This window comes from Halorientalis pallida, from assembly GCF_049605515.1.
Lineage (GTDB): Archaea > Halobacteriota > Halobacteria > Halobacteriales > Haloarculaceae > Halorientalis > Halorientalis pallida_A.
Map to the genome: position 1 here is coordinate 2,400,471 of NZ_CP187158.1, position 25,859 is coordinate 2,426,329.

At 68.6% G+C, this 25,859-nt stretch carries 28 protein-coding genes; 15 read left to right on the forward strand and 13 right to left on the reverse strand.

What is annotated here, in order from left to right:
* Positions 1–9 precede the first annotated feature (9 nt).
* Positions 10–1,320, reverse strand: coding sequence for an MFS transporter (locus ACOZ4N_RS13915; RefSeq protein ID WP_424016967.1), 1,311 nt, complete (start codon positions 1,318–1,320; stop codon positions 10–12).
* Positions 1,321–1,470: 150 nt separating this feature from the next.
* Here ACOZ4N_RS13915 and ACOZ4N_RS13920 point away from each other — a divergent pair, with 150 nt between their 5' ends.
* Positions 1,471–2,220 carry a HEAT repeat domain-containing protein gene (locus tag ACOZ4N_RS13920; RefSeq protein WP_424016968.1) on the forward strand — a complete coding sequence of 250 codons (750 nt, stop codon included), beginning with the start codon at positions 1,471–1,473 and terminating at the stop codon, positions 2,218–2,220.
* On the opposite strand, the gene ACOZ4N_RS13925 is transcribed toward ACOZ4N_RS13920, so the two are convergent.
* Both ACOZ4N_RS13925 and ACOZ4N_RS13930 read right to left on the reverse strand, forming a co-directional pair.
* Positions 2,205–3,485: an MFS transporter gene (locus tag ACOZ4N_RS13925; protein WP_424016969.1), complete on the reverse strand. Its 1,281-nt coding sequence runs from the start codon at positions 3,483–3,485 to the stop codon at positions 2,205–2,207. The two genes, ACOZ4N_RS13920 and ACOZ4N_RS13925, sit on opposite strands and share 16 nt — an antisense overlap.
* 273 nt (positions 3,486–3,758) lie before the next feature.
* Complete coding sequence (locus tag ACOZ4N_RS13930; protein WP_424016970.1) at positions 3,759–4,385, reverse strand: rubrerythrin family protein; 627 nt, start codon at positions 4,383–4,385, stop codon at positions 3,759–3,761.
* Positions 4,386–4,498: 113 nt separating this feature from the next.
* Here ACOZ4N_RS13930 and ACOZ4N_RS13935 point away from each other — a divergent pair, with 113 nt between their 5' ends.
* Positions 4,499–5,752 (forward strand): MgtC/SapB family protein, encoded by a 1,254-nt coding sequence (locus ACOZ4N_RS13935; RefSeq protein WP_424016971.1) that lies wholly within the window; start codon positions 4,499–4,501, stop codon positions 5,750–5,752.
* Between the two features lie 51 nt (positions 5,753–5,803).
* On the opposite strand, the gene ACOZ4N_RS13940 is transcribed toward ACOZ4N_RS13935, so the two are convergent.
* Entirely contained in the window at positions 5,804–6,661 is an 858-nt protein-coding gene (locus ACOZ4N_RS13940; RefSeq protein WP_424016972.1) for a sulfurtransferase, read from the reverse strand.
* A 265-nt stretch (positions 6,662–6,926) separates the two neighbouring features.
* On the opposite strand from ACOZ4N_RS13940, the gene ACOZ4N_RS13945 reads away from it, so the two are divergent.
* Positions 6,927–7,736, forward strand: a complete 810-nt coding sequence (locus tag ACOZ4N_RS13945; protein ID WP_424016973.1) for a sulfurtransferase — start codon at positions 6,927–6,929, stop codon at positions 7,734–7,736.
* Here the strand turns inward: ACOZ4N_RS13945 and ACOZ4N_RS13950 are convergent.
* Both ACOZ4N_RS13950 and ACOZ4N_RS13955 read right to left on the reverse strand, forming a co-directional pair.
* Positions 7,733–8,743: an AI-2E family transporter gene (locus tag ACOZ4N_RS13950; RefSeq protein ID WP_424016974.1), complete on the reverse strand. Its 1,011-nt coding sequence runs from the start codon at positions 8,741–8,743 to the stop codon at positions 7,733–7,735. The two genes, ACOZ4N_RS13945 and ACOZ4N_RS13950, sit on opposite strands and share 4 nt — an antisense overlap.
* Positions 8,744–8,879: 136 nt before the next feature.
* Positions 8,880–9,560: a class I SAM-dependent methyltransferase gene (locus ACOZ4N_RS13955; RefSeq protein ID WP_424016975.1), complete on the reverse strand. Its 681-nt coding sequence runs from the start codon at positions 9,558–9,560 to the stop codon at positions 8,880–8,882.
* Positions 9,561–9,645: 85 nt separating this feature from the next.
* On the opposite strand from ACOZ4N_RS13955, the gene ACOZ4N_RS13960 reads away from it, so the two are divergent.
* Both ACOZ4N_RS13960 and ACOZ4N_RS13965 read left to right on the forward strand, forming a co-directional pair.
* On the forward strand, positions 9,646–10,089 hold the full coding sequence (locus tag ACOZ4N_RS13960) for a DUF2391 family protein (RefSeq protein ID WP_424016976.1): 444 nt from the start codon (positions 9,646–9,648) through the stop codon (positions 10,087–10,089).
* 50 nt (positions 10,090–10,139) lie between these two features.
* A complete protein-coding gene (locus ACOZ4N_RS13965) occupies positions 10,140–10,718 on the forward strand; it encodes a DUF7090 family protein (RefSeq protein ID WP_424016977.1) in 579 nt (192 codons plus the stop codon).
* A 1-nt stretch (position 10,719) separates the two neighbouring features.
* Here ACOZ4N_RS13965 and ACOZ4N_RS13970 read toward each other — a convergent pair whose 3' ends face one another.
* From ACOZ4N_RS13970 to ACOZ4N_RS13990, 5 genes are all read right to left on the reverse strand, one after another.
* On the reverse strand, positions 10,720–10,917 hold the full coding sequence (locus tag ACOZ4N_RS13970) for a hypothetical protein (RefSeq protein ID WP_424016978.1): 198 nt from the start codon (positions 10,915–10,917) through the stop codon (positions 10,720–10,722).
* A gap of 31 nt (positions 10,918–10,948) precedes the next feature.
* A complete protein-coding gene (locus tag ACOZ4N_RS13975; protein ID WP_424016979.1) occupies positions 10,949–11,743 on the reverse strand; it encodes a DUF7089 family protein in 795 nt (264 codons plus the stop codon).
* Positions 11,744–11,974: 231 nt separating this feature from the next.
* The gene (locus ACOZ4N_RS13980; protein ID WP_424016980.1) at positions 11,975–13,441 is read right to left on the reverse strand and encodes an MATE family efflux transporter; all 1,467 of its coding nucleotides are present in this window, start codon (positions 13,439–13,441) and stop codon (positions 11,975–11,977) included.
* Between the two features lie 74 nt (positions 13,442–13,515).
* Positions 13,516–14,022: an N-acetyltransferase family protein gene (locus ACOZ4N_RS13985; RefSeq protein WP_424016981.1), complete on the reverse strand. Its 507-nt coding sequence runs from the start codon at positions 14,020–14,022 to the stop codon at positions 13,516–13,518.
* A 53-nt stretch (positions 14,023–14,075) separates the two neighbouring features.
* Positions 14,076–14,321, reverse strand: coding sequence for a ferredoxin (locus tag ACOZ4N_RS13990; RefSeq protein WP_424016982.1), 246 nt, complete (start codon positions 14,319–14,321; stop codon positions 14,076–14,078).
* 83 nt (positions 14,322–14,404) lie between these two features.
* Between ACOZ4N_RS13990 and ACOZ4N_RS13995 the strand changes: the two genes are divergently transcribed.
* Positions 14,405–15,523: a M48 family metallopeptidase gene (locus ACOZ4N_RS13995; RefSeq protein ID WP_424016983.1), complete on the forward strand. Its 1,119-nt coding sequence runs from the start codon at positions 14,405–14,407 to the stop codon at positions 15,521–15,523.
* Here ACOZ4N_RS13995 and ACOZ4N_RS14000 read toward each other — a convergent pair.
* Entirely contained in the window at positions 15,520–16,188 is a 669-nt protein-coding gene (locus ACOZ4N_RS14000) for a chemotaxis protein CheC (RefSeq protein ID WP_424016984.1), read from the reverse strand. The genes ACOZ4N_RS13995 and ACOZ4N_RS14000 overlap by 4 nt on opposite strands.
* Positions 16,189–16,312: 124 nt before the next feature.
* On the opposite strand from ACOZ4N_RS14000, the gene ACOZ4N_RS14005 reads away from it, so the two are divergent.
* The 4 genes from ACOZ4N_RS14005 (at position 16,313) to ACOZ4N_RS14020 (ending at position 21,120) form a co-directional block, all read left to right on the forward strand.
* Positions 16,313–18,769, forward strand: coding sequence for an ATP-dependent DNA helicase (locus ACOZ4N_RS14005; protein WP_424016985.1), 2,457 nt, complete (start codon positions 16,313–16,315; stop codon positions 18,767–18,769).
* Entirely contained in the window at positions 18,769–19,269 is a 501-nt protein-coding gene (cgi121, locus tag ACOZ4N_RS14010) for a KEOPS complex subunit Cgi121 (protein ID WP_424016986.1), read from the forward strand. Before ACOZ4N_RS14005 ends, cgi121 begins: the two co-directional genes overlap by 1 nt.
* 216 nt (positions 19,270–19,485) lie before the next feature.
* Positions 19,486–20,199, forward strand: coding sequence for a hypothetical protein (locus ACOZ4N_RS14015; RefSeq protein ID WP_424016987.1), 714 nt, complete (start codon positions 19,486–19,488; stop codon positions 20,197–20,199).
* Positions 20,200–20,241: 42 nt separating this feature from the next.
* Entirely contained in the window at positions 20,242–21,120 is an 879-nt protein-coding gene (locus ACOZ4N_RS14020) for an alpha/beta fold hydrolase (protein ID WP_424016988.1), read from the forward strand.
* A gap of 163 nt (positions 21,121–21,283) precedes the next feature.
* Here the strand turns inward: ACOZ4N_RS14020 and ACOZ4N_RS14025 are convergent, their stop codons facing one another.
* Positions 21,284–21,901, reverse strand: a complete 618-nt coding sequence (locus tag ACOZ4N_RS14025) for a MaoC family dehydratase (protein WP_424016989.1) — start codon at positions 21,899–21,901, stop codon at positions 21,284–21,286.
* Positions 21,902–22,136: 235 nt separating this feature from the next.
* Between ACOZ4N_RS14025 and ACOZ4N_RS14030 the strand changes: the two genes are divergently transcribed.
* The 5 genes from ACOZ4N_RS14030 to ACOZ4N_RS14050 all read left to right on the forward strand — a co-directional run bounded on the left by ACOZ4N_RS14030 (position 22,137) and on the right by ACOZ4N_RS14050 (position 25,859).
* Complete coding sequence (locus tag ACOZ4N_RS14030) at positions 22,137–22,448, forward strand: AbrB/MazE/SpoVT family DNA-binding domain-containing protein (RefSeq protein ID WP_092690408.1); 312 nt, start codon at positions 22,137–22,139, stop codon at positions 22,446–22,448.
* Between the two features lie 7 nt (positions 22,449–22,455).
* Positions 22,456–23,007, forward strand: coding sequence for a hypothetical protein (locus ACOZ4N_RS14035; protein ID WP_424016990.1), 552 nt, complete (start codon positions 22,456–22,458; stop codon positions 23,005–23,007).
* 52 nt (positions 23,008–23,059) lie between these two features.
* A complete protein-coding gene (locus tag ACOZ4N_RS14040; protein ID WP_424016991.1) occupies positions 23,060–23,602 on the forward strand; it encodes a poly(R)-hydroxyalkanoic acid synthase subunit PhaE in 543 nt (180 codons plus the stop codon).
* Complete coding sequence (locus tag ACOZ4N_RS14045; RefSeq protein WP_424016992.1) at positions 23,599–25,050, forward strand: PHA/PHB synthase family protein; 1,452 nt, start codon at positions 23,599–23,601, stop codon at positions 25,048–25,050. Before ACOZ4N_RS14040 ends, ACOZ4N_RS14045 begins: the two co-directional genes overlap by 4 nt.
* A 68-nt stretch (positions 25,051–25,118) precedes the next feature.
* On the forward strand, positions 25,119–25,859 hold the full coding sequence (locus ACOZ4N_RS14050) for a beta-ketoacyl-ACP reductase (RefSeq protein ID WP_424016993.1): 741 nt from the start codon (positions 25,119–25,121) through the stop codon (positions 25,857–25,859).

Here is a 25,859-nt window from a genome sequence, read left to right on the forward strand (position 1 = left end):
CGCTCCCGGTCACCCCTCCACGGCCCCGCCCTCGGCTCCCGTCCCCGCCCCGCCAGTGCGGAGGTGGAGGTAGCTCACACAGAGCAGGGAGACGAGGCCGCCCGCGGCGGCGAGGCCGAACATGACCCGGTAGCCGAACATGGTGTACACGCGCGCGCCGGCGAGGGTCTCGCCGGTCCAGTAGGCGTCCAGGATCGCGCCCATCACGGTCGGGAAGACGGCGGCACCGGCGAAGGCGACGGCGTTGACCGCCCCCGTCGCGACGCCGGAGGCACCCGCGCCGTGGCGGTTCTTGACGACGGTGTAGCCCAGCGCGTACGAGCCGGCGAGGAAACTCACCGTGAAAAAGAGGAGCCCGACGACCAGAAACGGGGGTTTGCCGACCAGCGAGAGGGTCGCGAACGTCGCGGTGTACAGGCCCGCGCCGACGATCATCAGGCCCGTGCGCCGCCCCAGACCGTCGGAGATGCGGCCGACGACGGGCGGGCCGACGAGCAGGCCGACGCTGCCCAGCAGGGTCAGCGTGGAGGCGGTCGTGATCGACACTTCGTACACCTGCGAGACGTAGGGGACACCCCAGAGGCCGAGGACGGTGATGTTGATGCCCGTCGAGGTAAAGAGGGCGAGGCCGGCCAGCCAGGTCTCGCGCTGGCCGAAGACGGCCCGGACGTTCCGGCCGACCTGGCGGAGCGAGAGCGTCGGCGCGGACGGGACGTTGTCCAGCGACCGGAGGCCGGCGTCCTCGGGGGTGTCCCGGGCCAGCACCCAGACGAGGGTGGCGATCAGCAGGCCGACGAGACCGATACCCAGCAGGGTGGTCCGGACGCCCAGCGCGGCGACGGTCACGGCCAGCGGCGTCGTCGCGAGGATGCCGCCGAGACCGGCGACGCCGACGGTGAGGCCGTTCATGGTGGCGAACTCGCCGGGGCGGAACCAGTTGGCACAGAACCGCAGGATGGCGATGAAGACGACGCTCCCGCCGAGTCCGATACAGAGGCGCGCGAGGAAGGCGACGGCGTAGGAGTCCGCGAGGCCGAAGGCGAGGCCGCCGACGCTCATCACGACGGTGCCGGCGGTCGCGGTCCGGCGGATGCCCAGCCGGTCGGCGAGGACGCCCGCGATCACCTGCATCGGCGCGTAGACGTAGAAAAACGCCGAGTGGAGGGTTCCGAGGGCGGTCCCGGTGGTGTCGAACGCTCGCATGAGGTCGGCCGAGAGGACCGCCGTCGAGAGCCGGTGGACGTTCACCAGGAGGAACGCCGTCGCCAGTGCCGTCCACACGATCCAGCGCCGTCGAACGGGATCAGACCAGACGCCCATCACTGGAGCCACCGACACCAGTTCAAAAAACGTTGTGTCGATTCGGGAAACTGTACTGCGGCCCGAGGCGTCCCGCAGCGGGGGATTCGGCGGAGGTCATCGCCGGAAACGGGGCCAGTAGTTTTTTGAGTGGGTTCCATGCTGGGTGACATGGACGCCGCCCTCCCCGTCCAGATCGAGGCCATCGAACCGGGAACGGTTCGTCGTCGGCCGCGACGCAGTCGCCACGTCCGTCTACGGGTCGACGACGCGACCATCGCCGTCTACGATCCCCAGACAGTGGTCACACCCGACGCGGTGGGGACCGAGCGGGAGGTGGTACTCTCGGCGGAGGTCCCCTCGGTCGAACCCTGTCCCACGGGTGAGGTCGGCATCGTCTCCCGGGCGGGCGGCGACGCCGTGACGTTCTACGGCATCGTCGTCACTTTCGACGAGGCGGGGACGGAGGCGCTACTCGACGTGGGTTCGGGGACGGTCCGGTTCGACACGAGTTCGGTCGACCGGCGGCTCTACGTCGGCGATTTCCTCGAACTCGCCGACCCGGTCGTCCACGTCACCGGGATGTCACCGACGGGCAAGTCCTACGAGGCGTACCTGTCCCAGCTCGACAGCGACGACCCGGCCGCGCGTCGAGAGGCGGCGACACACCTCGGCCACCGCGGGCGGGAGTGTGCAGTCGACCGGCTGGTGGCCCAGTTCCGCGCGGAGGGTGACCCCGGCGTCCGCCGGGCGGTCGTGACGGCACTCGGGCGGCTAGCGGTGACAGCCCGACGACCCGACGAACGGCCGGACCCGCGGATTCGTTCGACCCTGGAGGCGGCGGCGGGTGACGAGGCTCGCGAGGTCAGGGACGCCGCCGACGACTGGCTCGACCGCGTGGCCGACTACTGGTTCTCCTGAGACCGGTAGAGCGCGACCGACGCCAGCAGGGCGACGACACCGGCGGCGGCCGCCAGCCCGAAGGCGATCCGGTAGCCAAGCGTCGAGTAGACCTGCGCGCCGTTGATCGTCTCACCGGTTTTGTAGGCGTCGAGAATGAGGCCCATCAGCGTCGGGAACAGCGCCGCGCCGGTGAAACCCAGCGTGTTGACCGTCCCGGTGGCGACGCCGCTGGCCCCGCTCTCGTGGCGCTCCTTGATGACCGTATAGCCCAGCGCGTACCCGCCGGCGAGAAAGCCCGCGGCGAAGAAGGCGACGGCGACGACGGGGAGGGGCGGTTTGCCCGTGATCGCGAGCAGGGCGAACGACCCGGCGAAGGCGGCCTGGGCGGTGATCATCAGACCCAGCCGGCGGCCCAGCCGATCCGAGAGCCAGCCGACCAGCGGCGGGCCGAGCAGGAGGCCGGCGCTCCCGGCCAGCGTGTACACCGACGCGCCGGTGACGGAGACGCCATCGTAGGTCTGGACGACGTAGGGGACGCCCCAGAGCCCGAAGACGGTGATGTTGACGCCGGTGCCACAGAACAGGACGGTGCCGACGAGCCAGGTCTCCCGTTCGCGGAGGACGTCCGCGGCGTTGGCGGCCACCGCCGACAGGGATGGCGTCTTCGCCAGCGGGACGCCCTCGATCTCGGCGAGGCCGGCGGCGGCCGGCGAGTCGCGGGCGAGCAGGTACGCGACCGTCGCGAGTGCGAACCCGGCGAGGCCGAGCCCGAACAGTGTCGTCCGCCAGTCGGTCGCCGCGACGACCACGGCGAGCGGTGTGGTCGCGAGGACGCCGCCAAAGCCCGCGGCGGCGATGGTCAGCCCGCTCATGCGGGCGAATTCGGTCGGTCGGTACCAGTTCGCACAGAAGCGCAGGATGGCGATAAAGAGCAGGCTCCCGCCGAGGCCGATCAGCGCCCGGGCGAGGAAGGCCACCGGATAGGAGTCCGCGGCCGAGAAGGCGAGCGCGCCGACGCTCATCACGAGGGTGCCGGCGGTGACGGCGCGGCGACTCCCCACCCGATCCGCCACGAACCCCGCGGGGAGTTGCATCGCCGCGTAGATGTAGAAAAACGAGGCGTGCAGGGTGCCAAGCGCCGCCCCGGTCGTGTCGAAGGCCGTCGCCAACTGCTCGGCCAGCACGGCCGTCGAGAGCCGGTGGACGCTAACCAGGGCATACGCCGCCGCGAGCGCTGTCCAGGCGATCCAGCGCCGCTTCGTCGGGTCCGACCAGATGCGCACACGTCCCGGTCCGCCCCGCTGATTGTTAAGCATTCGTAGTCGAGCGACAGTCAGCGTTCAGTCTACGGCGCGGTTGCGAAACATTGTTTGGTAGTCTCTGGCAGGGGAGGGCGGTCGAACGGTGCGGTCGCGGGACGGAAGGGCACCAGCATCCGCGCGCCACAGGCGCGCGGTTCACTGCTGGCGACCGACGGGAGCCAGCAGAGAGTTTTTGGTCCAGCTTTTTGCGAGACGGGTTCGCCGGCGGCGAACCCGTCGAAGTAAAAAGGTGGTTTAGCAGACGGGTTTCGGGTTCACGCCGAGTTCTTCGAGGGTGTCGAAGTAGTCGTCGTAGGCGGCCTGGATGGTGTCGACGGCGGCCTCGTGGGCCAGATCCTCGTCGGCGTCGGAGTCACACACGTCGACGAGGGTGTCGGCGGCGTCGTCGACGAGCGATTCGACGGCGTCGCGCACGTCGCGGAAGGTGCTGGCCGTCTGCGGGGAGGCCTGCCCGACGAAGAAACCGACGGCCTGAGAGATCTTGTTCTCGACGACGAGCGCCCAGCCGATGACGCCGGCGACGCGCTCTGGCGTGGTGTCGAGGCCCTGAAGGTACTCGATCACCGGTGAAGGAGCGTCTGGATCGTGATCTTCGAATTCACTGGCGACGGTGCCGTACTGCTCGCCGATCAGTCCTGCTGTCTCGTAAAAGAGGTCACCCGCGGGACCGCCGACTTCGGCGTCGGTCCAAATGTCGAATGTGGCGTGTGCGTGATAGAACACGTCGGCGACGGCCGCGAGGACGGTGTCTTCGTCCATCTCGCCCTCCGTGTCGGCGTACAGCGACTTCGAGGAGCCCAGTCGGGAGAGTTCGGTCTGCTGTGCCTGGCGGACGCCGTCGAGGAAGTCTGCCGCGTTCATGGTCAGCGGTTCGGCAGGCGGGCGCTTGTAAGCATCGACACTGGCAGGGACGACCGCCCTGTCACGCCCCGTCCAGAAGTTTCACTTCGGCGTCGGGAGTAGATGTCCGAGAGATGGCCCTGCCACCCGTCGAATCGCTGCCGACGCTCGTCCTCCGGCTGGGAATCGCCTTCGGTGTGGGGGCCCTGATCGGGCTGGAGCGCGAGCAAAGCGAGTCCGGCGGGACTTTCGCCGGCAGTCGCACTTTCCCGCTGTTCGCGCTGTACGGGGCGCTGGTCGGCGCGTTCTATCCGGATGCGCTCCCGGTCGCTATCGCCGCCATCGTCGTGCCCCTGACCGTCGCGTACGGGGCCAAGGTGTGGATCGAAGGGGACATTGGTCTCACCACGCTGACGGCGGCGTTGCTGACGGTCCTGCTGGGTGCGCTGGCCACCCACTCGGGCCGTGGTGCCGTCGTCACCATCGTCGTCGGCGGGGCAGCCACCGCCCTGCTCTCGGCGAAAGGGGACCTCCATCGGTTCGCGGACCGTATCGACGACGCCGAACAGCGCGCGACGGTGAAGTTCGTCCTCGTCGTGTTCGTCGTCCTGCCGGTCCTGCCCGACCGGGAGTTGGACGCCCTGTACGGTCTCAACCCCCGCTTCGTCTGGCTGATGGTCGTGTTCGTCACCGGCCTCAGTTTCGTCGCGTACGTGCTGAGCCGCGTCGTCGGGACCGAACGCGGCATCGCGCTCACCGGCATCCTCGGCGGGTTCGTCTCCTCGACGGCGACGACGGTCTCGATGGCCGAACAGACCCGGGACGCCCCCGACCTCTACCAGTTGTGTGCGTTCTCGACAGTGGTCGCGGCCGTCGTGATGTTCCCGCGCGCGCTCGTCGAGGTGGCGGTCGTCAACCCCGCACTCCTGCCGTTCGTCGCCGTCCCGCTCGGGGCGATGACCGCCGTCGGCGCCGTCGTCGCCGTCGTGGTCTACTGGCGGTCCGCCGTCGAGACGAGCGTCGATGCCGACATCGAGAACCCGTTCCAGTTGCGGACCGCTCTGTTTTTCGGCGCGCTGTTCGCCGCCGTCCTGCTCCTCTCTGACTACGCGAACGCGTGGCTGGGCACGTCCGGCGTCTACGCGACCGCCTTCGTCTCCGGACTGGCCGACGTGGACGCGATGACGCTCACGCTGAGCAAACTCGCCGCCGAGGGGGCGGTCGAACCCGAGGTCGCCACGACCGGCATCGTCATCGCCGCGGCCGCGAACACGCTCGTCAAGGCCGGGCTGGCCTGGATCATCGGGACGCGTCGACTCGGAAAACTCGTCACCGCCGTCCTCGGCGTCGTCGCTGCGGTCGGTCTCGGCATCGCCGTCGTCCTCTGAACGTGATCGCAAAAATCGGAGATTCCGTCGGACGAGACGGCGGCGCTCCCGTCAGTCGCCTTTCTCGATGGGCGCGCCGACCAGGTTGCCCCACTCGGTCCAGGACCCGTCGTAGTTGATGGTGTCCTCGTAGCCGAGCAGTTCGTGAAGCGCGAACCACGCCACGGACGAACGCTCGCCGATGCGGCAGTAGGCGACGGTCGTGCTGTCGCCGTCGATGCCTTCCTCGGCGTAGAGTTCCTCGATCTCGTCTGCGTCCTTGAACGTGCCGTCGTCGTTCGTGACGGCGGCCCAGGAGATGTTGCTGGCACCGGGGATGTGGCCGCCGCGCTGGGCGGTCTCCTGCAGGCCCGGGGGTGCGAGGATCTCGCCGGAGAACTCCTCGGGCGAGCGAACGTCCACGAGGGGCACGCCGCGTTCGATGGCGTTCTCGACGTCCTCGCGGTAGGCGCGGATGGACTCGCGCGGGCCGGAGGCGTCGTAGTCCTGTGCGGAGAAGTCCGGCTCCTCGTCGGTGAGCGGGTAGTCGTTCTCGACCCAGTAGTCACGGCCGCCGTCCATCAGGCGCACGTCGTCGTGGCCGTAGTACTTGAACTGCCAGTAGGTGTAGGCGGCGAACCAGTTGGAGTTGTCACCGTAGAGGACGACCGTCGAGTCCTCGGTGATGCCGTGACTGCCCAGCAGGTCCTCGAAGTCCTCCTTCGAGAGGATGTCACGGGTGGTCTGGTCCTGCAGGTCCGTCTCCCAGTTGAAGCCGATGGCACCGGGCGCGTGGCCCTCCTCCTCGTACAGTTCCGTGTCCACGTCGACCTCCGCGAGTCGATACTCGGGATCGTCGCTCTGGAACTCCTCGAGATGGTCCTCGACCCAGTCCGCAGAGACGAGAACGTCTTTGGCGTATTCGCTCATATGCGTCCCCCTGTACGCCCACGACTCATATAGTACTGCACCTCACGGCACATTCGGCCCCTCCTCCCCCCTCCCGGCAGTATTTACCCCTTCGACCCCTGCAGACCGTGACTAGTGGTCACACAGCACGAGACGCGCAGCGGAGTCAACAGCCCACCGTCCACGTCGGCGGCTGACCGGTGCGTGAGAGTGTCGGCCAGTGTTGCCCCTATCTGAGAGAGAGCGAGAGAGAAGGCTTGAAACGGCCGCTCGCGTATCTGTGCATATGAGCGAGGCTGTGGTTCCAGCGGCGTGGGTGGCCGACCGACGCGACGAGATCGCTCTCGTCGACGTGCGAGACGCCTGGGAGTTCGACGGCATCGGCCACATCCCGGGCGCGGTGAACGTCCCGTTCGACTCGTTCCGGGCCGGCGAACACGCCGCGGACGGCGAGGGCGGCGAGGCCGGGATGCTCCCCGGCGGCGAGGTCTTCGCCGACCTGCTGGGCGAGGCCGGCATCGCCCGCGAGGACCACGTGGTCGCCTACGACGACCACCACGGCGTCTTCGCCGCGCGCCTGCTCGTGACCGCCGAACTGTACGGGCACGACCCCGCGAAGCTCCACCTGCTGGACGGGGACTTCTCGGCCTGGCAGCGCGAGCGCGAGACCACGAGCGAGGCGGCCGACGTGGAACCGACGACCTACGAGGTCGCCGACCCGGCCGAGATCGAGACGCCGCTGGTCGACGCCGACGCGGTGGCCGCGGCCGCCGACGACTCCGAGGCCGTCCTCGTCGACACGCGCGAGGAGTGGGAGTACGAGGAGGGTCACATCCCCGGTGCGGTCCGACTGGACTGGCGGGAACTCGTCGACGACGAGACCCGCGGGCTGAAACCGCGCGAGGAGATGGAGGAAATCCTCGACGCACGCGGCGTCACGGCCGAGAAACGGATCGTCCTCTACTGCAACACCGCCCGGCGGATCAGCCACACCTACACCGTCCTCCGGCACCTCGGGTACCCGAGCCTGCAGTTCTACGAGGGGAGCCTCACCGAGTGGGAACGGGAGGGGCGGCCACTGGAGACCGGGGCCTAATCGTCCGGCGGCGCGGGATCGACGCCCATCTCCGTCGAGAGTTGCTGGCCGGCTTCCAGCAGGACGGCGACGGCCAACGGGCCGGCGATGAAACCGACGACCCCGATGGTGAGGACGCCGCCGACGAACCCGACGAAGTAGAGGCTCCCGGGCATCCCGGCGGTGTACGACGCCAGCTGCGGACGGATCAGCGCGTCGGGGAGGAACCCGATCAGCACCAGCCCGAAGGCGACCACCAGCACCGCCCCGCCGGGGTTGCCCAGCGTCACCTGGTACGCCCCCAGCACGACCACCAGCACGCTCGGGCCGATAATCGGGATGAACTGGAGGATACCGGCCAGGACGGCCAGCACGAGCGTCGATTCGTAGCCCAGCACCGCGAAGACGACGTAGGCGATGCAGAAGGTGCCAAAGGCCGTCGCCGCCTGCAGGACGTAGATCGCGTACAGCGTGTCCCGCACCCGGCGGTGGAACCCCTCGACGATGTCGTGGTAGACCGATGGGACGAGTTCGAAGGTCGTCGCCCGGATCTCGTGTGGTCGCCACAGCAGGGCGTAGACCAGGAGGACGAACAGCGTCGTCTTCAGGGCGATGACGGGGGCGGCGGCGGCCAGATCGACCGCCACGTCCGTCAGCACCGACTGGACCCGCGTGCGCACCACGCTCACGTCGACCGCGAACTCGAAGCCGAAGGCCGAGACGGGAATCTCCGCGGGGAGGTCACTGACGAACGAGATGAACGCCAGTCGACGAGCGTACAGCGCGCCGATGATCGGTAGCGCCGCGATCACGGCCGCGAGAAAGCCCACCAGCGTCGCCACACCGGCCGACACCCGCCGCCCCCGACCCCGACGGCGGACCATCTGCCGCACCGGATAGAGGACGTACGCCACCGTCACCGCGAAAAACACCGTCGCGAGTACCTGAGACAGGACCAGCGTCGCCATGATCGCCAGCACGACGAACGCCCCCAGCAACACGCGACGCCGACGCCGATCTACCGCCATGGCACCCACTTCCGGCCGGCCCGACTAAACCTTTCGTGACCGAACACGTCAACTGTCCAAAACCACGTCACGGCAGGCGGTATCACACCGCAATAGTCGGTACTTGCAGGTGAAACAGAGGGGTTCGGTTGGCGAGTCAGGGAGCGACTCCGACCGTCAGGAGCGTGCCGTAGGTGCGGTAGCGCTCGACCATGGCATCGCGTGACTCCCAGTCTTCGGTTGGAAATTCGTCTGCGGGCGGGATGGTGATCTCCCGGTCCGGAATGCGGTCCTGACCGGCGACGTGCAGGCCCGCGTCGCGGAACGCCTGCCGGTACTCGCGTTCCGACCAGCGGGTCATCTCGACGCCGACCATCTCGGGCCAGTGGTGGGAGTGGACGTTCTCCTCGTAGAAGTTCACGGCGCAGTAGAACGTGCCGCCGGACCGGAGGACCCGACGGAGTTCCGAGAGCACGGCGTGGGGGTCGCTCGCGTAGTAGAACGCTTCCATCGAGAAACAGTGGTCGATGGAACCGTCGGCGACGGGGAGGTGTTCGAAGTCGCCGACGAGGTACGTGACCCGGGGGTCGTCGGTGTAGGAGCGGGCGTTGGCGGCCATCTCGGGCGAGGCGTCGAGGCCGTAGACCCGGCCGGCGTCGGCGGTGTCCCGGAGCGCGCGACCGGCGTAGCCGCTCCCACAGCCCAGGTCGAGGACCGTCTCCCCGGATTCGACCGGCATCCGCGCCAGCGCGTGTTTCGCGGTGTGCCAGTGGCGCTCCTCCATGCCCCTGTCGCGGCCCTCGCTGGCCCACCGGTCGAACTCCTCGCGGACGCTCATTGCCGGGCGAAGCGGCGGCGCGGGCATAACGGGTTCGGTCCGTGGAAGCCGGGAGGCTTTTCGGGCTCGGTGTCCCCTCGGGAGTATGGGACGCCGACGCCGCCGGTACCAGATCGCTGACACCGCCCAGCAGCTGGTCGGCGGGTTCCTGCTCGCCGGTCCGTTCGTCGTGACCGAGGAGGTGTGGGTGCTGGCCTCGCAGATGTCGTGGGTCCACACGCTGGCCGTCGTGGCCATCGTCTTCGGGATCGGGTACGGCGCACTGTACAAGGCCGACGACGACCGGGACCCCGACCAGGAGGCCGAAGTCGCCGGGATTCCCGTCCGGTTCGTCTCGCTGATGGGCGTGGCCTACGGCTCGGTCGCGGTGCTGGCCGTCGCGCTGACCGCACCCACCACGTTCCTCGTCGAGGGCGGGATTCTGTCCGCGCCGACCGAAACCGCGGTCGCCCTGACGACCGTCAAGGCCGTCGCCGTCGGCGCGATCTTCAGCGTCGTCGGCGCGGCCACCGCCGACAGCGTGTTCTGACCCGGACCCGGACCCGCAAATTTAACGCCGGCCCTCTCCGTGTTGCCCGCATGGACTACGAACTCGCCATCGAGAACACGCCGGACACGATCCCCGGGGGGACGGGCGTACTCCTCTTGCACCCGAGTACCGGCGAAACCGACCGCATCGACACCGACTTCCTCGCGACCGACACCGACCACATGCTCATCATCTCGACCCGCACCACCGCCCGCGAGGTCGAGCAGAAACTGGAGTACTACGAGGTCGACGAGACCCGCGCCACCATCCTCGACACCCTCTCCATCGAACGGGGCTACACCCGCCGCCGTTCGGACAACGTCCGCTACGTCTCCTCGCCCGACGACCTCGACGGCATCGTCGAGGACGCCCGCGAGTGGATCGAGTCCCACGACGGGAAACTCCGCATCACCGTCGACTCCATCACCGAGATGGCCTACTACGCCGACGACGAGCGCACCCGCGAGGCCGTCGAGGACCTGCTCACCCTGCTCGCCGACCACGACGCCGTCGGCCTCTTTCACCTCTCGCCGGAGGTCCACGACGAGGCCATCGTCGACGGCTACCGCGAGCTGTTCGACGGCGTCGTCGAACTCTCCGCGGACGGCACCGTGACCAGCGAGTTCTGAGTCAGGGATCGGACTCGCCGGTTTCGCGCTGTTCGGCCAGCCGTTCGACCGCTTCGGCAGTGCGTCGCGTCTCGTTCCTGATGTCGTAGAGGAGCGCAACCACGATGGCGAGGGCGATCGGAAACACCAGTCCGAGAGTGAACGTCAGGCTCAACGTGGGCTCGAACGGACCCGTGAGGGCAGGGACAGCGGCGACCATACCGGCTCGTGCCGCGCCAGCTGGAAAAAGGTCAGCGGTCCAACTTCTCGAACGTTTTCCGCGCCCACTCGACGGCGTACTCGGGACCCGTCCGGGCGTAGGCGCTCGAATCCAGCGCGGCGAACGGCGTCGGAATCTCGATCCGCCCGCCTTCGGCGTGCTTGATCGCGCTACAGGCCAGTTCCGCCGCGGCCGGGAACTCCGTCTGGCCCCGGGCCACCTCCGTCGAGAGGTCGCCGAGTCGCGGTTCGAGGCGCTCTCCGGCGTCGACCCACGCGTCGAACAGGTCCGGGAAGTCGTCCTCCCAGTCGGCGAAGGTTTCGCGGGTGTGCAGGCCGCAGTACGCGACGTACAGCGCCGCGGCCAGCTGGTAGACCCCCGCGGGGTCCAGCGGCGTCGCCGCCGCGAGTTCACCGTAGCGCTCCCCGAAGAAGGCGAGGAAGGACTCGGGCAGGTCGAGGCCGACCTCGACGAGTGCCTCGGCGAGCAGGAAGTCCACGAAGGGGTCGGGCGAGGTGCGGAGGCGCGGCTTGACGAACACCACGGGTGGCTCGGTCTGGCGGGTCCAGGTGACGCCGCCGTCGCCGGGCAGGCCGACGGTGAAGTCACTGCCGGCGTACTGGGCGAGCGGGTCGGGTACGTCTGCCGGGAGCCACTCGTCGGGGAAAGAGACGGGGTCGAGGCCGTCGACCAGCAGGCCGAGTTCCTCGGCGACGGCCGGGTCCAGCGTCTCGAAGTCCCGTTCGGTCTGCAGGACGAGCGCGTCCGGGGCGTGAGCCTCGCGGACGGCCGCGAGGGCCCCGGAGAGCGCACGCGTCTCGAACATCTACGCCAGCGCGGCGCCGAGAATCTGTGCGACGGCGAGCACGGCCGTGAGGCCCAGTGTCAACAGGACGATCTTGGTTGCCTGGCTCATACCCGCGAGTACTGCCAGCGACGGTTTAAAACCTTCAGTTCGTGCCCGGCCCGAAGACACGGACGGGCCGGGCACGAGCGGACTCACGGCTCCGATGTCGCCGTTCGTACGTTCGTCGCCCTCCCTCCGGTCGGGCGACCGTCAATCGTCCCCGGTCGCCCCCACGTCCGCGCTCCGGGCGACCCCCTGCCACTTCCCCGTCCAGAAGCGCGCGGTGTTGACCGCCGCCTTCACGTAGAAGTCGGCGATCAGCGCGACGAAGATGGCCGGCAGGCCCCAGCCCAGCCCCGGCGCGACCGAGAACCCGGCGACCGAGACCGCGTAGCCCGCCGGCAACGCCAGCGCCGCGATGGGCAACCGGACGAGGTACGACCCCGCGAAGGTACCGTAGAGCGGCCAGCGCGTGTCGCCCGCACCCCGGAGACTGCCCCGCATCGTCCGCGAGATCGAGAACCCGGCGACGATCACGCCGAACACGCGGATGAACTGCACCGCCAGGTCGGGGTAGGCGGTCCCGAACGCGAGCGCGATAGGGCGGGCGAAGGCCACCAGCACCGCGCCGAACAGCAGTTGCGTGATCAGCGCGATGCGCATCGTCTGCCAGCCGTAGGCGGTCGCGTCGGCGTCCTCGCCCGCGCCGACGGACTGCCCGACGAGCGTGCTGGCGGCCGTCGCGTACCCCCACGCGGGCATCAGCGCCAGCAACATCACCCGGCGGCCGATGGCGTAGGCCGCGACGACGGGCGTCCCCAGCACGCCCAGCACGAACAGGAAGGGGAACCGACCGAACGTCTGGAGGAGGCGCATGCCGGCCAGCGGCAGGCCGACGCGGACGATCTCGCGACACAGCGAGAGGTCAAGTTGCCGACCGCGGAGCGGGAGTCGCACGGCGTACCGGCCCGAGGCCAGCAGGCCGAGAAAGACCACCGCCGCGAGCGTGTTGGCGGCGGCCGTCCCCCAGGCCGCCCCTGCGATCCCGAGTTCGGGGAACGGACCCCACCCGAAGATGAGGACGGCGTTGAGGACGACGTTCGTCGGCAGGGTCAGCAGGCGGACGTACATCGGCGTTCGCGTGTCGGCACTGCCCGCCAGCGCCCGCGCGGCGATCATGCTCCAGAACCGGAAGGCCAGCGAGAGCATCACGATCCGGAGGTAGACCGCCCCGAGTTCGATGGTCCGGGGGTCGTCGGTCAGCACGTCCAGCATCGGCCCGGCGTAGACCCACGTGAGAACCGTGAGCGGGATCGAGATCGAGAGGGAGAGCCACAGCGACTGCTTGACCGCCAGATCGGCGCGTTCGGACTCGCCGCTGCCCTGTAGCCGGGAGACGACGCTGATCGTCCCGGAGGAGAGCGCCAGCGACAGGCCGAAGCCGAGGAAGTAGTACTGAAACCCCAGTTCGAGCGCGGCGATGGCCGTGTCGCCGATGGCGATGCCGACCATCAGGAAGTCCGCGATCCGCAGGAGGATGCGGAGCCCGCCGGTGACCATGACGGGGACGGCCAGATCGAACGCCTCGGTCCCCTTCTCGCGGTCGACCAGTCCGAGCCGAGCCAGGAGCGCGGGGAACCGCAACAACGCGGCGCGCACGGCGTCTCGGATACCCATCTACACCCATCTTGGGCCGGAGTTCCCTGTGGCTTTCGACCCAGGAGTCGGGACAACAGCGCCGGAGCCGCCAGTTAGTCCAACCGCGTCCGGTACAGGACGAGCGTCAGGTCGTCGAACCCCTCCACGTCGACGGTCCCCTCGCGCTGGAACCCGTTGGCCTCGTAGAACGCCCGTGCCGCCGTCTGGTCGGGGTCGGTGTCGAGCAGGAGTTCCCGATACCCGAGGTTCCGTGCGCGACGGATCAGCCCGTCCAGCAGTCGCTGGCCGTATCCCTGACGCTGGTGCGGGGGGTCGACGCGCATCCGGGTGACGACACCGGCCGGGTCGCGGACCGACTCGAACTGGGCGGCGTACCATTCGTCGACCGGGCGGAGCGCACCCATGGCGATCACCTGCTCATCGCAGACACCGACGAGAAAGGTCCCGTCCACGTCGAGATACGTCCCCTCGATGTCGTCCAGATCAGCGTCCTCGACCGTCGGATCGTACGTTCCGGCGTCGATCATCGCCCGCTCGTGGAGCGAGCGGACGGCGCGCTGGTCTTCCGGCTGGTACTCCCGGACGGTGAGATCCGTCATCGGCTACGGGTTCGCGGCCGTCGGACAAAAGTTTCGGACAAGCGGCGTTTCGGTCAGGGGATGATCTGCTCGCCGTCGTCGTCGTAGATAGCGATGGCATCGACGGGACAGGACCGCGCCGCGAACTTCGCGTCCAGTTCGGCGTCGTCGGGGATCTCGCGGGCGAACAGGTCCGCGTCGACTTCCTCGCCGTCGACGAGGATGGCCTTGCCGGCGTCGTTGTCCTCCTCGAACCCGTCCCACTCGGCGGTACACTGGAACATCCCGATACAGGTGTCGCGGTCGAATTCGACGCGCATGGCCGAGCCTTCGGCCGACGCGGGCTTGAGTGTGGCGACGCAGCAGCCAACATTTTTCACTGACAGGAACGCAGTCCGCGTCGATGCCCTCCCCTTCGATCACGGTCGTCGCCCACTGCTGGCTGGCGGCGGTCGTCTTCCTGACCGTGCGGACCGCGGCCGGCTACGTTCACCGGATCACGGCCGGGCCCGCACGCGCGGCCGAACGCCTCCGCACGCTCCGGGAAGTCGGCTACGTCGCGGCCACGCTCGTGACGCTGGCACTCGCGGTGACAGTCGAGACCGTGCCGCTGGCCGCCGCGGCGATCCGTCGCGGTGCGCCGGCGCTCCCCGCCGAACTCGTCGGTGTCCTCGCCGCCGTCACGCTCCTGCTCGGGCCGGTGCTGGCAGGGGTGCTGGCGGTCCGGTTGGGTACGCTCCGGTACCGCCGAGCGTCCCGCCGGCTCGACCTGACCTATCGGGACGTGACGGGCTGGTTCACCAGCCGATACGCCGCGACCGTGCTGGCGCTGGCGGCGGCGACGGCGGTCGTCACGGCCGCCGAGTCGACGGTCGGCCGGCTCGCCGTGGCCGTCGTCCTCGGTGGCCTCGGAACCGTCCTCGCACCGTACGCGATCAGCTTCACCGTCCGGGACCGGCCGGCGACCGAGCGCGAGCGCGAGATCGCCGGTGTGCCCGCGGACTGTCGGCTCCGGGTGGTCGACGACCGGACGCGGTTCGGGGTGGCCCTGGCGGCGGGCGTCCTGCCGGGCCAGCGGTACGTCTTCGTCGCCGAGTCGCTGTTTTCGGGCCTCGACGAGCGGGAACTGGCGGCGGTCGTCGCCCACGAGGTCGGACACCACGAGGGCGGGCACGTCCCGCGCCGGTTCGGAGCCGTCCTCGCGGCGGTCGCCCCACTGCTGGTCGCGCTGGAACTCGGCGGGACGACGGCGCTGTTCGCCGGAGTGGGACTGGCCGCCGCGGGCGCGGTCGGCGCGTTCGCCGTCGTCCGGCGCACCGAATACGCGGCCGACGCCTACGCCGCTCGGCAGGGACTGGGGCCGGCGCTGGCGTCGGCACTGGAGGAACTGGCCGTCCAGCGGGTGCTGCTGACGACGCCCGGACCCCACGCCGGTCCCTTCGCGGCGCACCCGCCGCTCCACGCGCGAGTCGCGCGGCTGGAGGCCGAGACGGCGCGAGAACGGCCGGCGACGACAGCCTAGACGAGTTCGGAGAAGTCGGAGGGCGCGGTCTCGGCGTCGGCGATGGAGTCGACGTCGATGTCGTGGATCAGGTCGACGAGCGGTTCCAGTTCGGGGAAGGTGTAGCAGGTCAGCGAGAAGTCCACGTCGGCGGCGGTGATCTCCGAGTCGATGACGAACACGATGTCGGTGTCGGGCCAGTCTGCGATCTCGTCGAGCATGGTCTCGCTGTCGCCGTAGGCGAAGTGGGGCGGCGAGTGGGCGATGGTCGTCCCCAGCACGTTCGCCCAGCCGTCGATGAACGCGGAGGTCATGATGTTGCCGACCTCCTGAATGGCGGATTTCTGCATGTCCGAGAAGCCGCTGCCGTCAGCTTCGGCCTCGGCCCCCTCTCCGAGCATGGCGTTTGCCAGCCGCTTCGACTCGGCCCGGGAGACCAGAAAGAGCAGGTAGCCGTAGGGCGCGTCTTCGAGTTCGGTGTAGATGCCGACGTGGGAATCGGTCTCGGACTCGGTGCGCAGGTGGGTGCCCACGTCGCCGAAGTCGAGGAAGTTCAGCTTCGAGACCGAGGCAGTCGTCTCGAGGCCGCTCATCTGCTGGAGGTGGTCGGCGACGGTTTCGGCCCCTTCTTTGGCCAGCCCGTTGAACAGGTGGAGCTTCCGCACGTCGACCTTCAGGGAATCCATAGGGAAACCTACGCGTCCACGGGCATGAAACCACGGGGCAGGTAAGCGCTCGATACGGGCGAACGCCCAGTTCCCGTCGACCGAGGACGACAATTTAAACCCGGTGACGCGCAACGGACGGGTAATGGACGTTTCGGCGATTCCGGGGGTTCCCGACTGGCTGTCCGGACACCTGCAGGACGAGGGCATCGAGGCGCTGTACCCGCCCCAGGCCGAGGCCGTCGAGGCGGGCGTCACCGAGGGCGCGAACCTCGTCGCCAGCGTGCCGACCGCCAGCGGGAAGACGCTGGTCGCCGAGCTGGCGATGCTGTCGGCGGTGGCCGGCGAGGAGAGCGGTCCCGCGAGTGACGCGAGTGGGGCCTCGTCGGGCCCACGGTCCGACGGCGGCAAGGCTCTCTACATCGTGCCACTCCGGGCGCTGGCCAGCGAGAAGGCCGAGGAGTTCGAGCAGTTCGAGCGGTACGGGGTCGAGGTGGGCGTCTCGACGGGCAACTACGATTCGGACGGCGGCTGGCTCGCCGACAAGGACGTCATCGTGGCGACCAGCGAGAAGGTCGACTCGCTGGTGCGCAACGACGCCGACTGGATCGAAGACCTGTCCTGCGTCGTCGCCGACGAGGTCCACCTCGTCGACGACGGCCAGCGCGGCCCCACGCTGGAGGTCACGCTCGCCAAGCTCCGGCAGTTGAACGCCGGCCTCCAGACCGTCGCGCTGTCGGCCACCATCGGCAACGCCGACGAGCTGGCCGACTGGCTCGACGCCGAACTGGTCGACTCGAACTGGCGACCCATCGAACTCCAGAAGGGGGTCCACTACGGGCAGGCGCTCCACCTCGAAGACGGCAGTCAACAGCGGCTGGAAGTCCGCAACGGCGAGAGCGAGACGGCCGCCATCGTCCGGGACACGCTGGCCGACGACGGGTCGACGCTGGTGTTCGTCAACTCCCGTCGGAACGCCGAGGCCGCGGCCCGGCGGCTGTCCTCGACGACGCGTGACTTCCTCGATTCCGACGAGCGCGACGCACTCGCCGAGATCGCCGCCGAAATCCGGGACGTGAGCGACACCGAGACCAGCGACGACCTGGCCGACGCCGTCGAGGGCGGCGCGGCGTTCCACCACGCCGGCCTCGCCAGCGACCACCGCTCGCTGATCGAGGACGCCTTTCGCGACCGCCTGCTGAAGGTCGTCTGTGCGACGCCGACGCTGGCGGCGGGGGTCAACACGCCCTCCCGGCGAGTCGTCGTCCGGGACTGGCGGCGCTACGACGGCTCGACCGGCGGGATGGCCCCGCTCTCGGTGCTGGAGGTCCACCAGATGATGGGGCGGGCCGGCCGACCCGGGCTCGACCCCTACGGCGAGGCCGTCCTGCTGGCCAACAGCCACGACGAACTCGACGAACTGTTCGAGCGGTACGTCTGGGCCGATCCCGAGCCGGTGCGGTCGAAACTCGCCGCCGAACCCGCGCTCCGGACCCACCTGCTCGCGACTGTGGCCTCCGGGTTCGCCAGTTCCCGCGAGGGACTGCTGGAGTTTCTCGAACGGACGCTCCACGCCACACAGAACGCCGACCGGAACGAACTGGAGCGGGTCACCGACCGGATGCTCGACTATCTTGAGGTGAACGACTTTCTTACCAGAGACGGCGACCAGTTGCAGGCTACCGGCCTGGGGCACACGGTCTCGCGGCTCTACCTCGATCCGATGAGCGCCGCCGAGATCATCGACGGCCTGCGCGACTGGGAGCGGTCGGGCGGGACGAGCGCCGGGAGCGGGCGGGCCGAGGCGGCGGGCGACGGGGCCGACGCCGAGGAACCCGCCGGCTTCACCCGGGCGAGCGAACTCGCGGCCGACGACGGCGACGACGACGGCCCCCGGGAACCGCCGTCGGCGCTCGGTCTCTATCACCTCGTCGCGCGCACGCCGGACATGTACGAACTGTACCTCCGGAGCGGCGACGAGGACGAGTACACGCAACTGGCCTACGAGCGCGAGACGGAGTTTCTGGGCCCGATGCCCAGCGAGTACGAGGACGACCGCTTCGAGGACTGGCTGTCGGCGCTGAAGACCGCCCGCCTGCTCGAAGACTGGGCCAGCGAGATCGACGAGAACGCGATCACCGACCGCTACGGCGTCGGCCCGGGGGACATCCGCGGGAAGGTCGAGACCACCCAGTGGTTGCTGGGGGCCGCGGAGTCGCTGGCGGGCGAACTCGGCATGGACTGCGTGCCCGCGATCAGGGAGGCCCGCACCCGGGTCGAACACGGCGTCAAGAGCGAACTCGTCGATCTGGCGAGCGTGCGCGGCGTCGGGCGGAAACGCGCCCGGCGGCTCTACGACGCCGGCATCCGGACTCGGGCGGACCTGCGGGAGGCCGAGAAGGCGGTCGTCCTCGGGGCGCTCCGGGGCCGGGAGAAGACCGCCGAGAACGTCCTGGAGAACGCCGGCCGCGAAGATCCATCGATGGCGGAGGTCGAACCGGCAGACATCGACGGCATCGAGACGACCACCACGGGCGGCGGCGACGGTGGGAGTGGGACGGCCGACGACCCCGAAGATCAGTCCAGCCTGGGTGATTTCTGATGGAGGTGATCGAGGGCACGGCGACGGTCGAGGATGTCGACGCGTTCGTCGCGGAACTGGGCGAGATCGGCGACGAACACGGCTGTGCGGTCCAGGCGTTCGACGCCCGGTACGTCGTCGACCGCGAGCATCTCGAACGCGCGGTCGCGTGCGCCGACCGGGCCCGGGCACAGGGGGAGGCCATCGCCGACGACCACGCCGTCGAGATCCTGCTGTACGCGGCGGGCCGGCGGCAGATCTCGCGGGCACTCGAAATGGGGGTCGCCGAGGGGGAGTGCCCGGTCGCGGTCGTCGTCCACGGCGTGACCGAGAGCGCCACCGAACCCGAGGCGACCGCGGCGGTGGCGGACCTGCTGGAACCCGCCGAGACCCTCGGCGCGTACGACGAGGAGCGCGTTCGGGACTTCTTCGACGTGTCCGACCGGGAACTCGCGGCCACCGACGCCGGCCTGTCGGCGCTGGTCGGCGAGCGGGTGGCCCTCCTGGCCGTCGAGAAGTGATCTGTCTGTCCGGAAGGTTGAAACGACCGGACTCGTTCGGTCCGCCGGGGGAGCGAAGTGAACGACGAGTCGGGCCGTTCGCGAAGATCCGGTAACAAGTGCCGGCACCACGGCGTAACTACCTGTTGGTATGCTATACTGTAACATGGGTTTGGGCGGAGCTGGAACGGGGGGTATCGGACGCGAACGCGGGCCGTCCGGACACACACCGCACGCATGAGCGAGGCGTGGCGGGTCGTGGCGCTCGGATCGGGTGTCGGCGCGCTCGGGAGCGACGCGGCCGTGGGTCGGGCCGCGGCGGCCGCACCGGGGACCGACGACGGCGTGCTGGGCGTCGCGATCATCGCGGGCATGGCCGTCAGCGCAGGGTTGCTCGTCGCGTGGATCGCCGTGACCCAGCGGCTGGACGACCACGAGGGGCTGGCGGCCGACTGGCTGGCGGTGGCGGTCGGACCCCTGCTGTCGAGTCTCGGGGCGGTGGCGATGCTGACGGCGGCCGGCGAGAACCCGGGCGTCGCGGGGGTGATGGCGTCGTTCGGGACGATTCTCGCGTGGGTCCTCGTCGGCGCGGCGGGGCGGAGCGGTCGGGCGGCGCTTGGCCGTCGGAGCGTCGGCGGCGCGACGCTGGCGGCCGGGTACGCCGCCGGGTCGCTGGTCGGCCTGCTCGGCGCGGCGGTCCTGGCCGGCCACGTCACGGTCAGAGCGGCAGTCGGGCGCGGCGACGGCTGGCTCCGGGCGACCGCCGTCACGGTCTCCATACTGGCCGGGTTCCTGGGTGTGACCGCACTCGGACTCGGGACGCTGGGGCTGTCGCCGGCCGGGCGCGTGGCGGCCCTCGCGTTCGCCGGCGGGAGCCTGCTCGTCGTCGGCCTGGCGGAGACGAACCTCACTGGCTCGTCGCCGCGGAATCGGCGGATCGACACGTCGTGAGATTCCGAAGACACAAGGTCTCTCGTTCCGATGTACGGGTGAATGGCGAGTTCGAGCAGTGACGCCGGAGCCGGCGGGCAACGCGCGGTCGAGGTGACGGCCGAAGACGGGTCGGGCCGGGAAACGACGACGACCGTCCGGTACAGGGACACGGGCGACGGCCGACCGCTGGTGTTGTTACACGGCGTCGGTCTCGACGCGAAACACATCTCCTGGAAACACGCGATCCCACACCTGGCCGAGGACCACCGCGTGATCGCCCCGGACCTGCCGGGCCACGGGGCCAGCGACAAGCCGAACATCCGGTACACGACCGACTACTACGTCGACGTACTCGCGGGGCTGGTCGAGGAACTCGATCTCGACCGGCCAAGCGTCGCCGGGATCTCGATGGGCGGTGCCATCGCGCTGGGCTACGCCCTGGAGGCGGCGGTCGAGCGGCTGGCGCTGGTCGACAGCTACGGACTGGGCGCCGACGCCGGCTGGCGACCGATGGCGTCGATGGCGCTCCGGATGCCCGTCGTCGATCAGTTCGTCTGGAACACGATGGGTGTCAACGAGGGGACCGTCCGGGACACGCTCCGCGGGTACATGACCCAGGCCTCCGAGGAGTTCGTCACGGAGGTCCACGAGGTCTTGCAGGACGACGACTGCGGCCGCACGCTCCGGAGCTGGCAGCGCAGCGAGTTCCGCGCCTGCGGGTTCCGGACCTGCTACGTCGACGATCTCTCCGAGCTGGGCATCCCGACGCTACTGGTCCACGGCGACGACGACACGCTCCTGCCGACGACGTGGTCCGAACGCGCCCACGAACGGCTCCCGGACAGCCGGCTGCACGTCCTCGAAGACTGTGGCCACTGGCCGCCACGGGAACGCCCGGCCACGTTCAACCGCGTGCTGGCCGAGTTCCTGGCGAGCTAGCTCGTCGACCGTTTCGCGAACACTGGTAAACGAGTCGGGCGAACGGCCAGCGACTGGAAGTTTTTCGGCCGTCAGGACCAAATGTCATTAAACCAACCGGACCGATGGCGAGAATGTGTTCCTGCCGCGGTGCAGGCAGAAAGCGGAGCGCGCGTGCTGGAGATTACTCGGGCTGTTCGTCGACCAGGATGACGGCTTCGCCGTCGATGACGACTTCGTCGCCCTGCTTGACCTGCGTGGTCAGCCGGAACTGGTCGTTGCCCAGGTCCTCGACGATCTCGATCTCGGCGGTGAGCCGGTCACCGATGCGGACCGGGTTGTGGAATTCCAGATCCTGCGAGAGGTAGACGACCAGTCCGGGCACGCGGGCGAGGGCGGCGCTGATGAGGCCGCCGACGAGCGTTCCGTGGGCGATCCGACCCCGGAATCGGGTCTCGGAGGCGTACTCGTCGTCCAGGTGCAGCGGGTTGGTGTCGCCGCTGGCGGCCGCGAAGTTCGTCACGTCGTCCTCGGAGATGGTCTTGGTGAACTCGATGCGGTCCCCGACGCCGAGTTCGGTTCGGTCGTCTTCGGTCCGTTCGATGGTCCACTCGGGGAGGTCTTCGTCGGGTTCGATCCGCTCTCGCGGCGGCAGCGTCGGGTCCTCGTCGGTGTCGTCGTCGGAGTTGACACCGAAAGCCGCGAACGCCGCTCTGTTCGCCTCCAGAACGCTGTTGAAAACGTGCGACGAGGTCTCCGTCCACGTATCCAGCAACGCGCTCCGGTGCGGGTTGGAGCTCATTGGCACCAGTTGTTGGAAGTGGCTGTATTAAAGCGTGGTGGTTCACATGATTCGTTCGCTCCAGAACGGCCTCTAGAGGCCGTTCTGTACGAATCGCGCGCGCTCGTCGTGGTCGGTGAGGGCCGCCGGTCGACCCCCGCGGGCTCAGTTGCTACCATTTGCTACCAATAGATGGTAATGAGTGGTGAGAACCATAACCCTTATGGTGTCGAGTGGAGTAGAGAGGGGTGAAGGGATGACCGAGCAACACGACAGTCAGGACGGGTCAATGTGGCCCCCCGCGATGATGAAGGGGTTCCAGCAGGCCAGCGAGCAGGCGATGGAGCAGCAACAGGAATTTATCCAGCAGCTGCTCGGTGCCAGCACGTCGGGCGTTGGCGTCCCCCAGTTGGGCGCGATGAGTCAGATGGCGACGTTCAAGACCCGCGTCCAGAGCGGCGGACGCATCAGCATTCCCGACGCCGAGCGCGAGGCGCTCGACATCGAGGAGGGTGACATCGTCCAGACTGTCGTCGTTCCGGTCAAGCGCAAGCGTTCCCAGGAGTGAACCCACTATGGCAGAATACACTACCCCCATCACCACGACATTCGAGATGCAGCGCCAGGCAATCAAGCAGGGTCAGAACGCGGTCGAACAGGGCGTCGAGTTCCAGCAGACCGTCAGCGAGGCCTTCGTCGACAGCCTGGGCAGCCAGGAGTCGGCCCAGCGCCGCACCGTCGAGCTCTCGAAGACCGCCTTCCACAGCTACCTCGACGCGATCGAGAGCACCGTGCCCGGCGCGGCCGGCACGGTCGAGGAGGTCCGCGAGGCCGTCGACGAGCAGTTCGAGTTCCTGCTCGAGAACCACGCCGAACTGTTCGAGAACATCGAGGAGGAGACCCGTGAAGGGCTCGACGCCTACGACGAGCTGACCGCGGACTACCTCGACGCGATGGACGAGCAGATCGAGATGGTCCTGGAGGCCCACGAGGACCTCGAAGGCCAGTCCATCGAGGCCGCCGAGCAGGTCGAGGACCAGCTCGAACAGATGCAGGACCAGGTCGAGCAGGTGCAGGACCAGGTCCAGGAAGTCCAGGAGCAGGCCCAGGAATCCCTCGAGGCCTGACCGGCCCGAACGACCAACCCGATTTTTGTTGTCGGCTACAAACGGTACCACCATGAGCGATACAACCAACGACCCGATGGAAGACTGGAACGAGATGGTAGAGGAGATGAACGACGCGGTCGCCGACTCCGTCGAGCAGAACATGAAGGCCCAGGCGGCCTTCATGGAGTCCTGGGCCGAGGCCGTCGAGGGCTCGATGCCCGAGGAAGACGAAGTCGCCGAAGGCTTCGAGGGGTACAACCGGGCCTACGAGGTCTGGATGGACGCCTCCGAGAAGATGTTCGAGCGGACGACCGACGCGGCACAGGGCGAGGACGTCGAACCCTCGGAAGTCCGTGACATCTGGCTGCAGTCGGCCAACGAGGCCTTCAAGGAAGTCATGGGCACCTCCGCCTTCGCCGCCGCCAACGGCCAGCTGGTCGAGGCGATGATGGACATGCAGGAGGAGGCCGACGAGGTCACCCAGGACACGATCCAGCAGCTGGGTCTCCCGACCCGTGACGACGTGATGGAGGTCGGCGAGCGCCTCGTCGAACTGGAACGCCGCCAGCACGCCGTCGAGCAGAAGCTCGACGAGATCCTCGAGGAACTATGATCAACCCGTTCGCGAACGCACTGGACGCCCAGCGCAAAGGGTTCGAGGCGATGTCCGATGCCGTCGAGAAAGCCAGCGTCGCCCCCGAACGGGCCGGCCCGCTGGCGAAGATCGAGGTCGGCGAGACCCCCAGCGAGGTCGTCTACACCGAGAACAAGCTGGAACTGCTCCACTACAAGCCCGAGGACGCCGGCATCGAGGTCCCCGAGGAGGAGCAATGCGACGTGCCGATCCTCGTCGTGTACGCGCTGATCAACAAGCCGTACATCCTCGACCTCCAGCCCGAGCGGTCGGTCGTGCGCCGCCTGCTCGAAGCCGGTCACGACGTGTACCTCATCGACTGGAACGAGCCCTCGCGGATGGACCAGTTCCTCACGCTCGACGACTACGTCAACCGGTACATCCACAACTGCGTCGAGGAAGTCGCCGAGCGCACGGGCAACGAGCAGATCAACATCCTTGGCTACTGCATGGGCGGTACCATGACGGCCATGTACGCCGCGCTCCACCCCGAGAAGGTCAACGCGCTGGCGCTGATGGCCGCCGGCCTCTACTTCGACGAGACCGGCGGCGTCCTCGAAGAATGGGGCAGCGACGAGTACTACGACCCCGAGGACGTGACCGACGTGTTCGGCAACGTCCCCGCGGGCATGCTCGACGTCGGCTTCGCGCTGATGGACCCCGTCGACAACTACGTCTCCAAGTACGTCCGGCTCTACGACAACCTCGAGAACGAGGACTTCGTCGAGAACTTCGCCCGGATGGAGCGGTGGCTCGGTGAGGGCATCGACCTCGCCGGCGCGGCATACGAGCAGTTCCTGGGCGACATCTACCAGGACAACAAGCTCTACAAGAACGAGCTGTATCTGGACGGGAAACACGTCGACGTGGAGAACATCGACATGCCCATCCTCCAGCTCATGGGCGAGTACGACCACCTCATTCCGGCGGCGGCGAGCAAGCCGTTCAACGACGTGGTCGGCTCCGACGACATCGAGACCATCGAGTACCCGACCGGCCACATCGGCCTGTCGGTCTCGGGCTCGTCCCACGAGGACGTCTGGCCCCGCGCCGCCGAGTGGTTCCACGAGCAGACCGACGACGTGGAACTCGAGGAGGAGGCCACCGAGATCGAGATCGGCGACGGTACCGACGCGGCCGTCGAGGCCGAGGAGGAACCCGAGGCCGACGAACCGCCGGCCGACGACGACGAGATCGAGGTCGAGGCGACCGAGAGCGAGGACGGCGAACAGGCCACCCTCACCGACGAGGAGGGTGCCGACGGCGTGGAGACGGTCAACGGCATCGGCCCGACCTACGCCGAACGCCTCCAGGACGCGGGCATCGAGACGACCGCCGACCTGGCCGCGACCGACGCCGCCACGGTCGCCGACGCCGCGGAGGTCTCGGAGTCCCGCGCACAGGACTGGATCGACCAGGTCGCCTGATTCCCACGACGGCAATCAACGCGCTGCGTGCGAACATCCTTTTTGGTCCCGGGGGCCGAACGTGGCGTATGCTCGACGGACAGACCTGCCTGGTCACTGGGAGTTCACGCGGCATCGGCCGCGGTATCGCGGAGGAACTGGGTCGTCACGGTGCCGACGTCGTCGTCAACTACCGCTCCTCGGAAGCGGCGGCCAGCGAAGCCGTCGACGCCATCGAGAGCGAGGGCGGGACGGCCATCGCCGTCCAGGGCGACGTGGCCGACTACGACGACGTGGAAGCGATGTGCGACCGGATTCACGACGCCTTCGGACAGGTGGACGTACTGGTCAACAACGCGGGCATCACCATCGACAAGAAGTTCGAGAACATGACCAAGGAGGACTGGGAGACGGTGATGGACGTGAACCTCGGCGGCGTGTTCAACTGCACGCACTGCCTGTTCGACGACATCAAGGCCTCCGATCAGGGCCGGCTGATCAACATCTCCTCGGTCGTGGGCCAGCAGGGCAACTACGGGCAGGCCAACTACGCGACCACCAAGTCCGGCCTCTTTGGCTTCACCCGGACGCTTGCGCTGGAACTCGCCTCCACCGGCTCGACGGCCAACTGCGTCGCGCCCGGATTCGTGAAGACGGACATGCTCGAAGACGTACCGGAGCGCGTCCAGCAGAAGATCATCGACCGGATTCCCCTGAGCCGGTTCGCCGAGGTCGAGGACATCGCGGGCATCGTCCGCTTCCTCTCCAGCCCCGAGTCCAGTTACATGACCGGGCAGGTGCTGGCCGTCAACGGCGGCATGGAGTGGTGA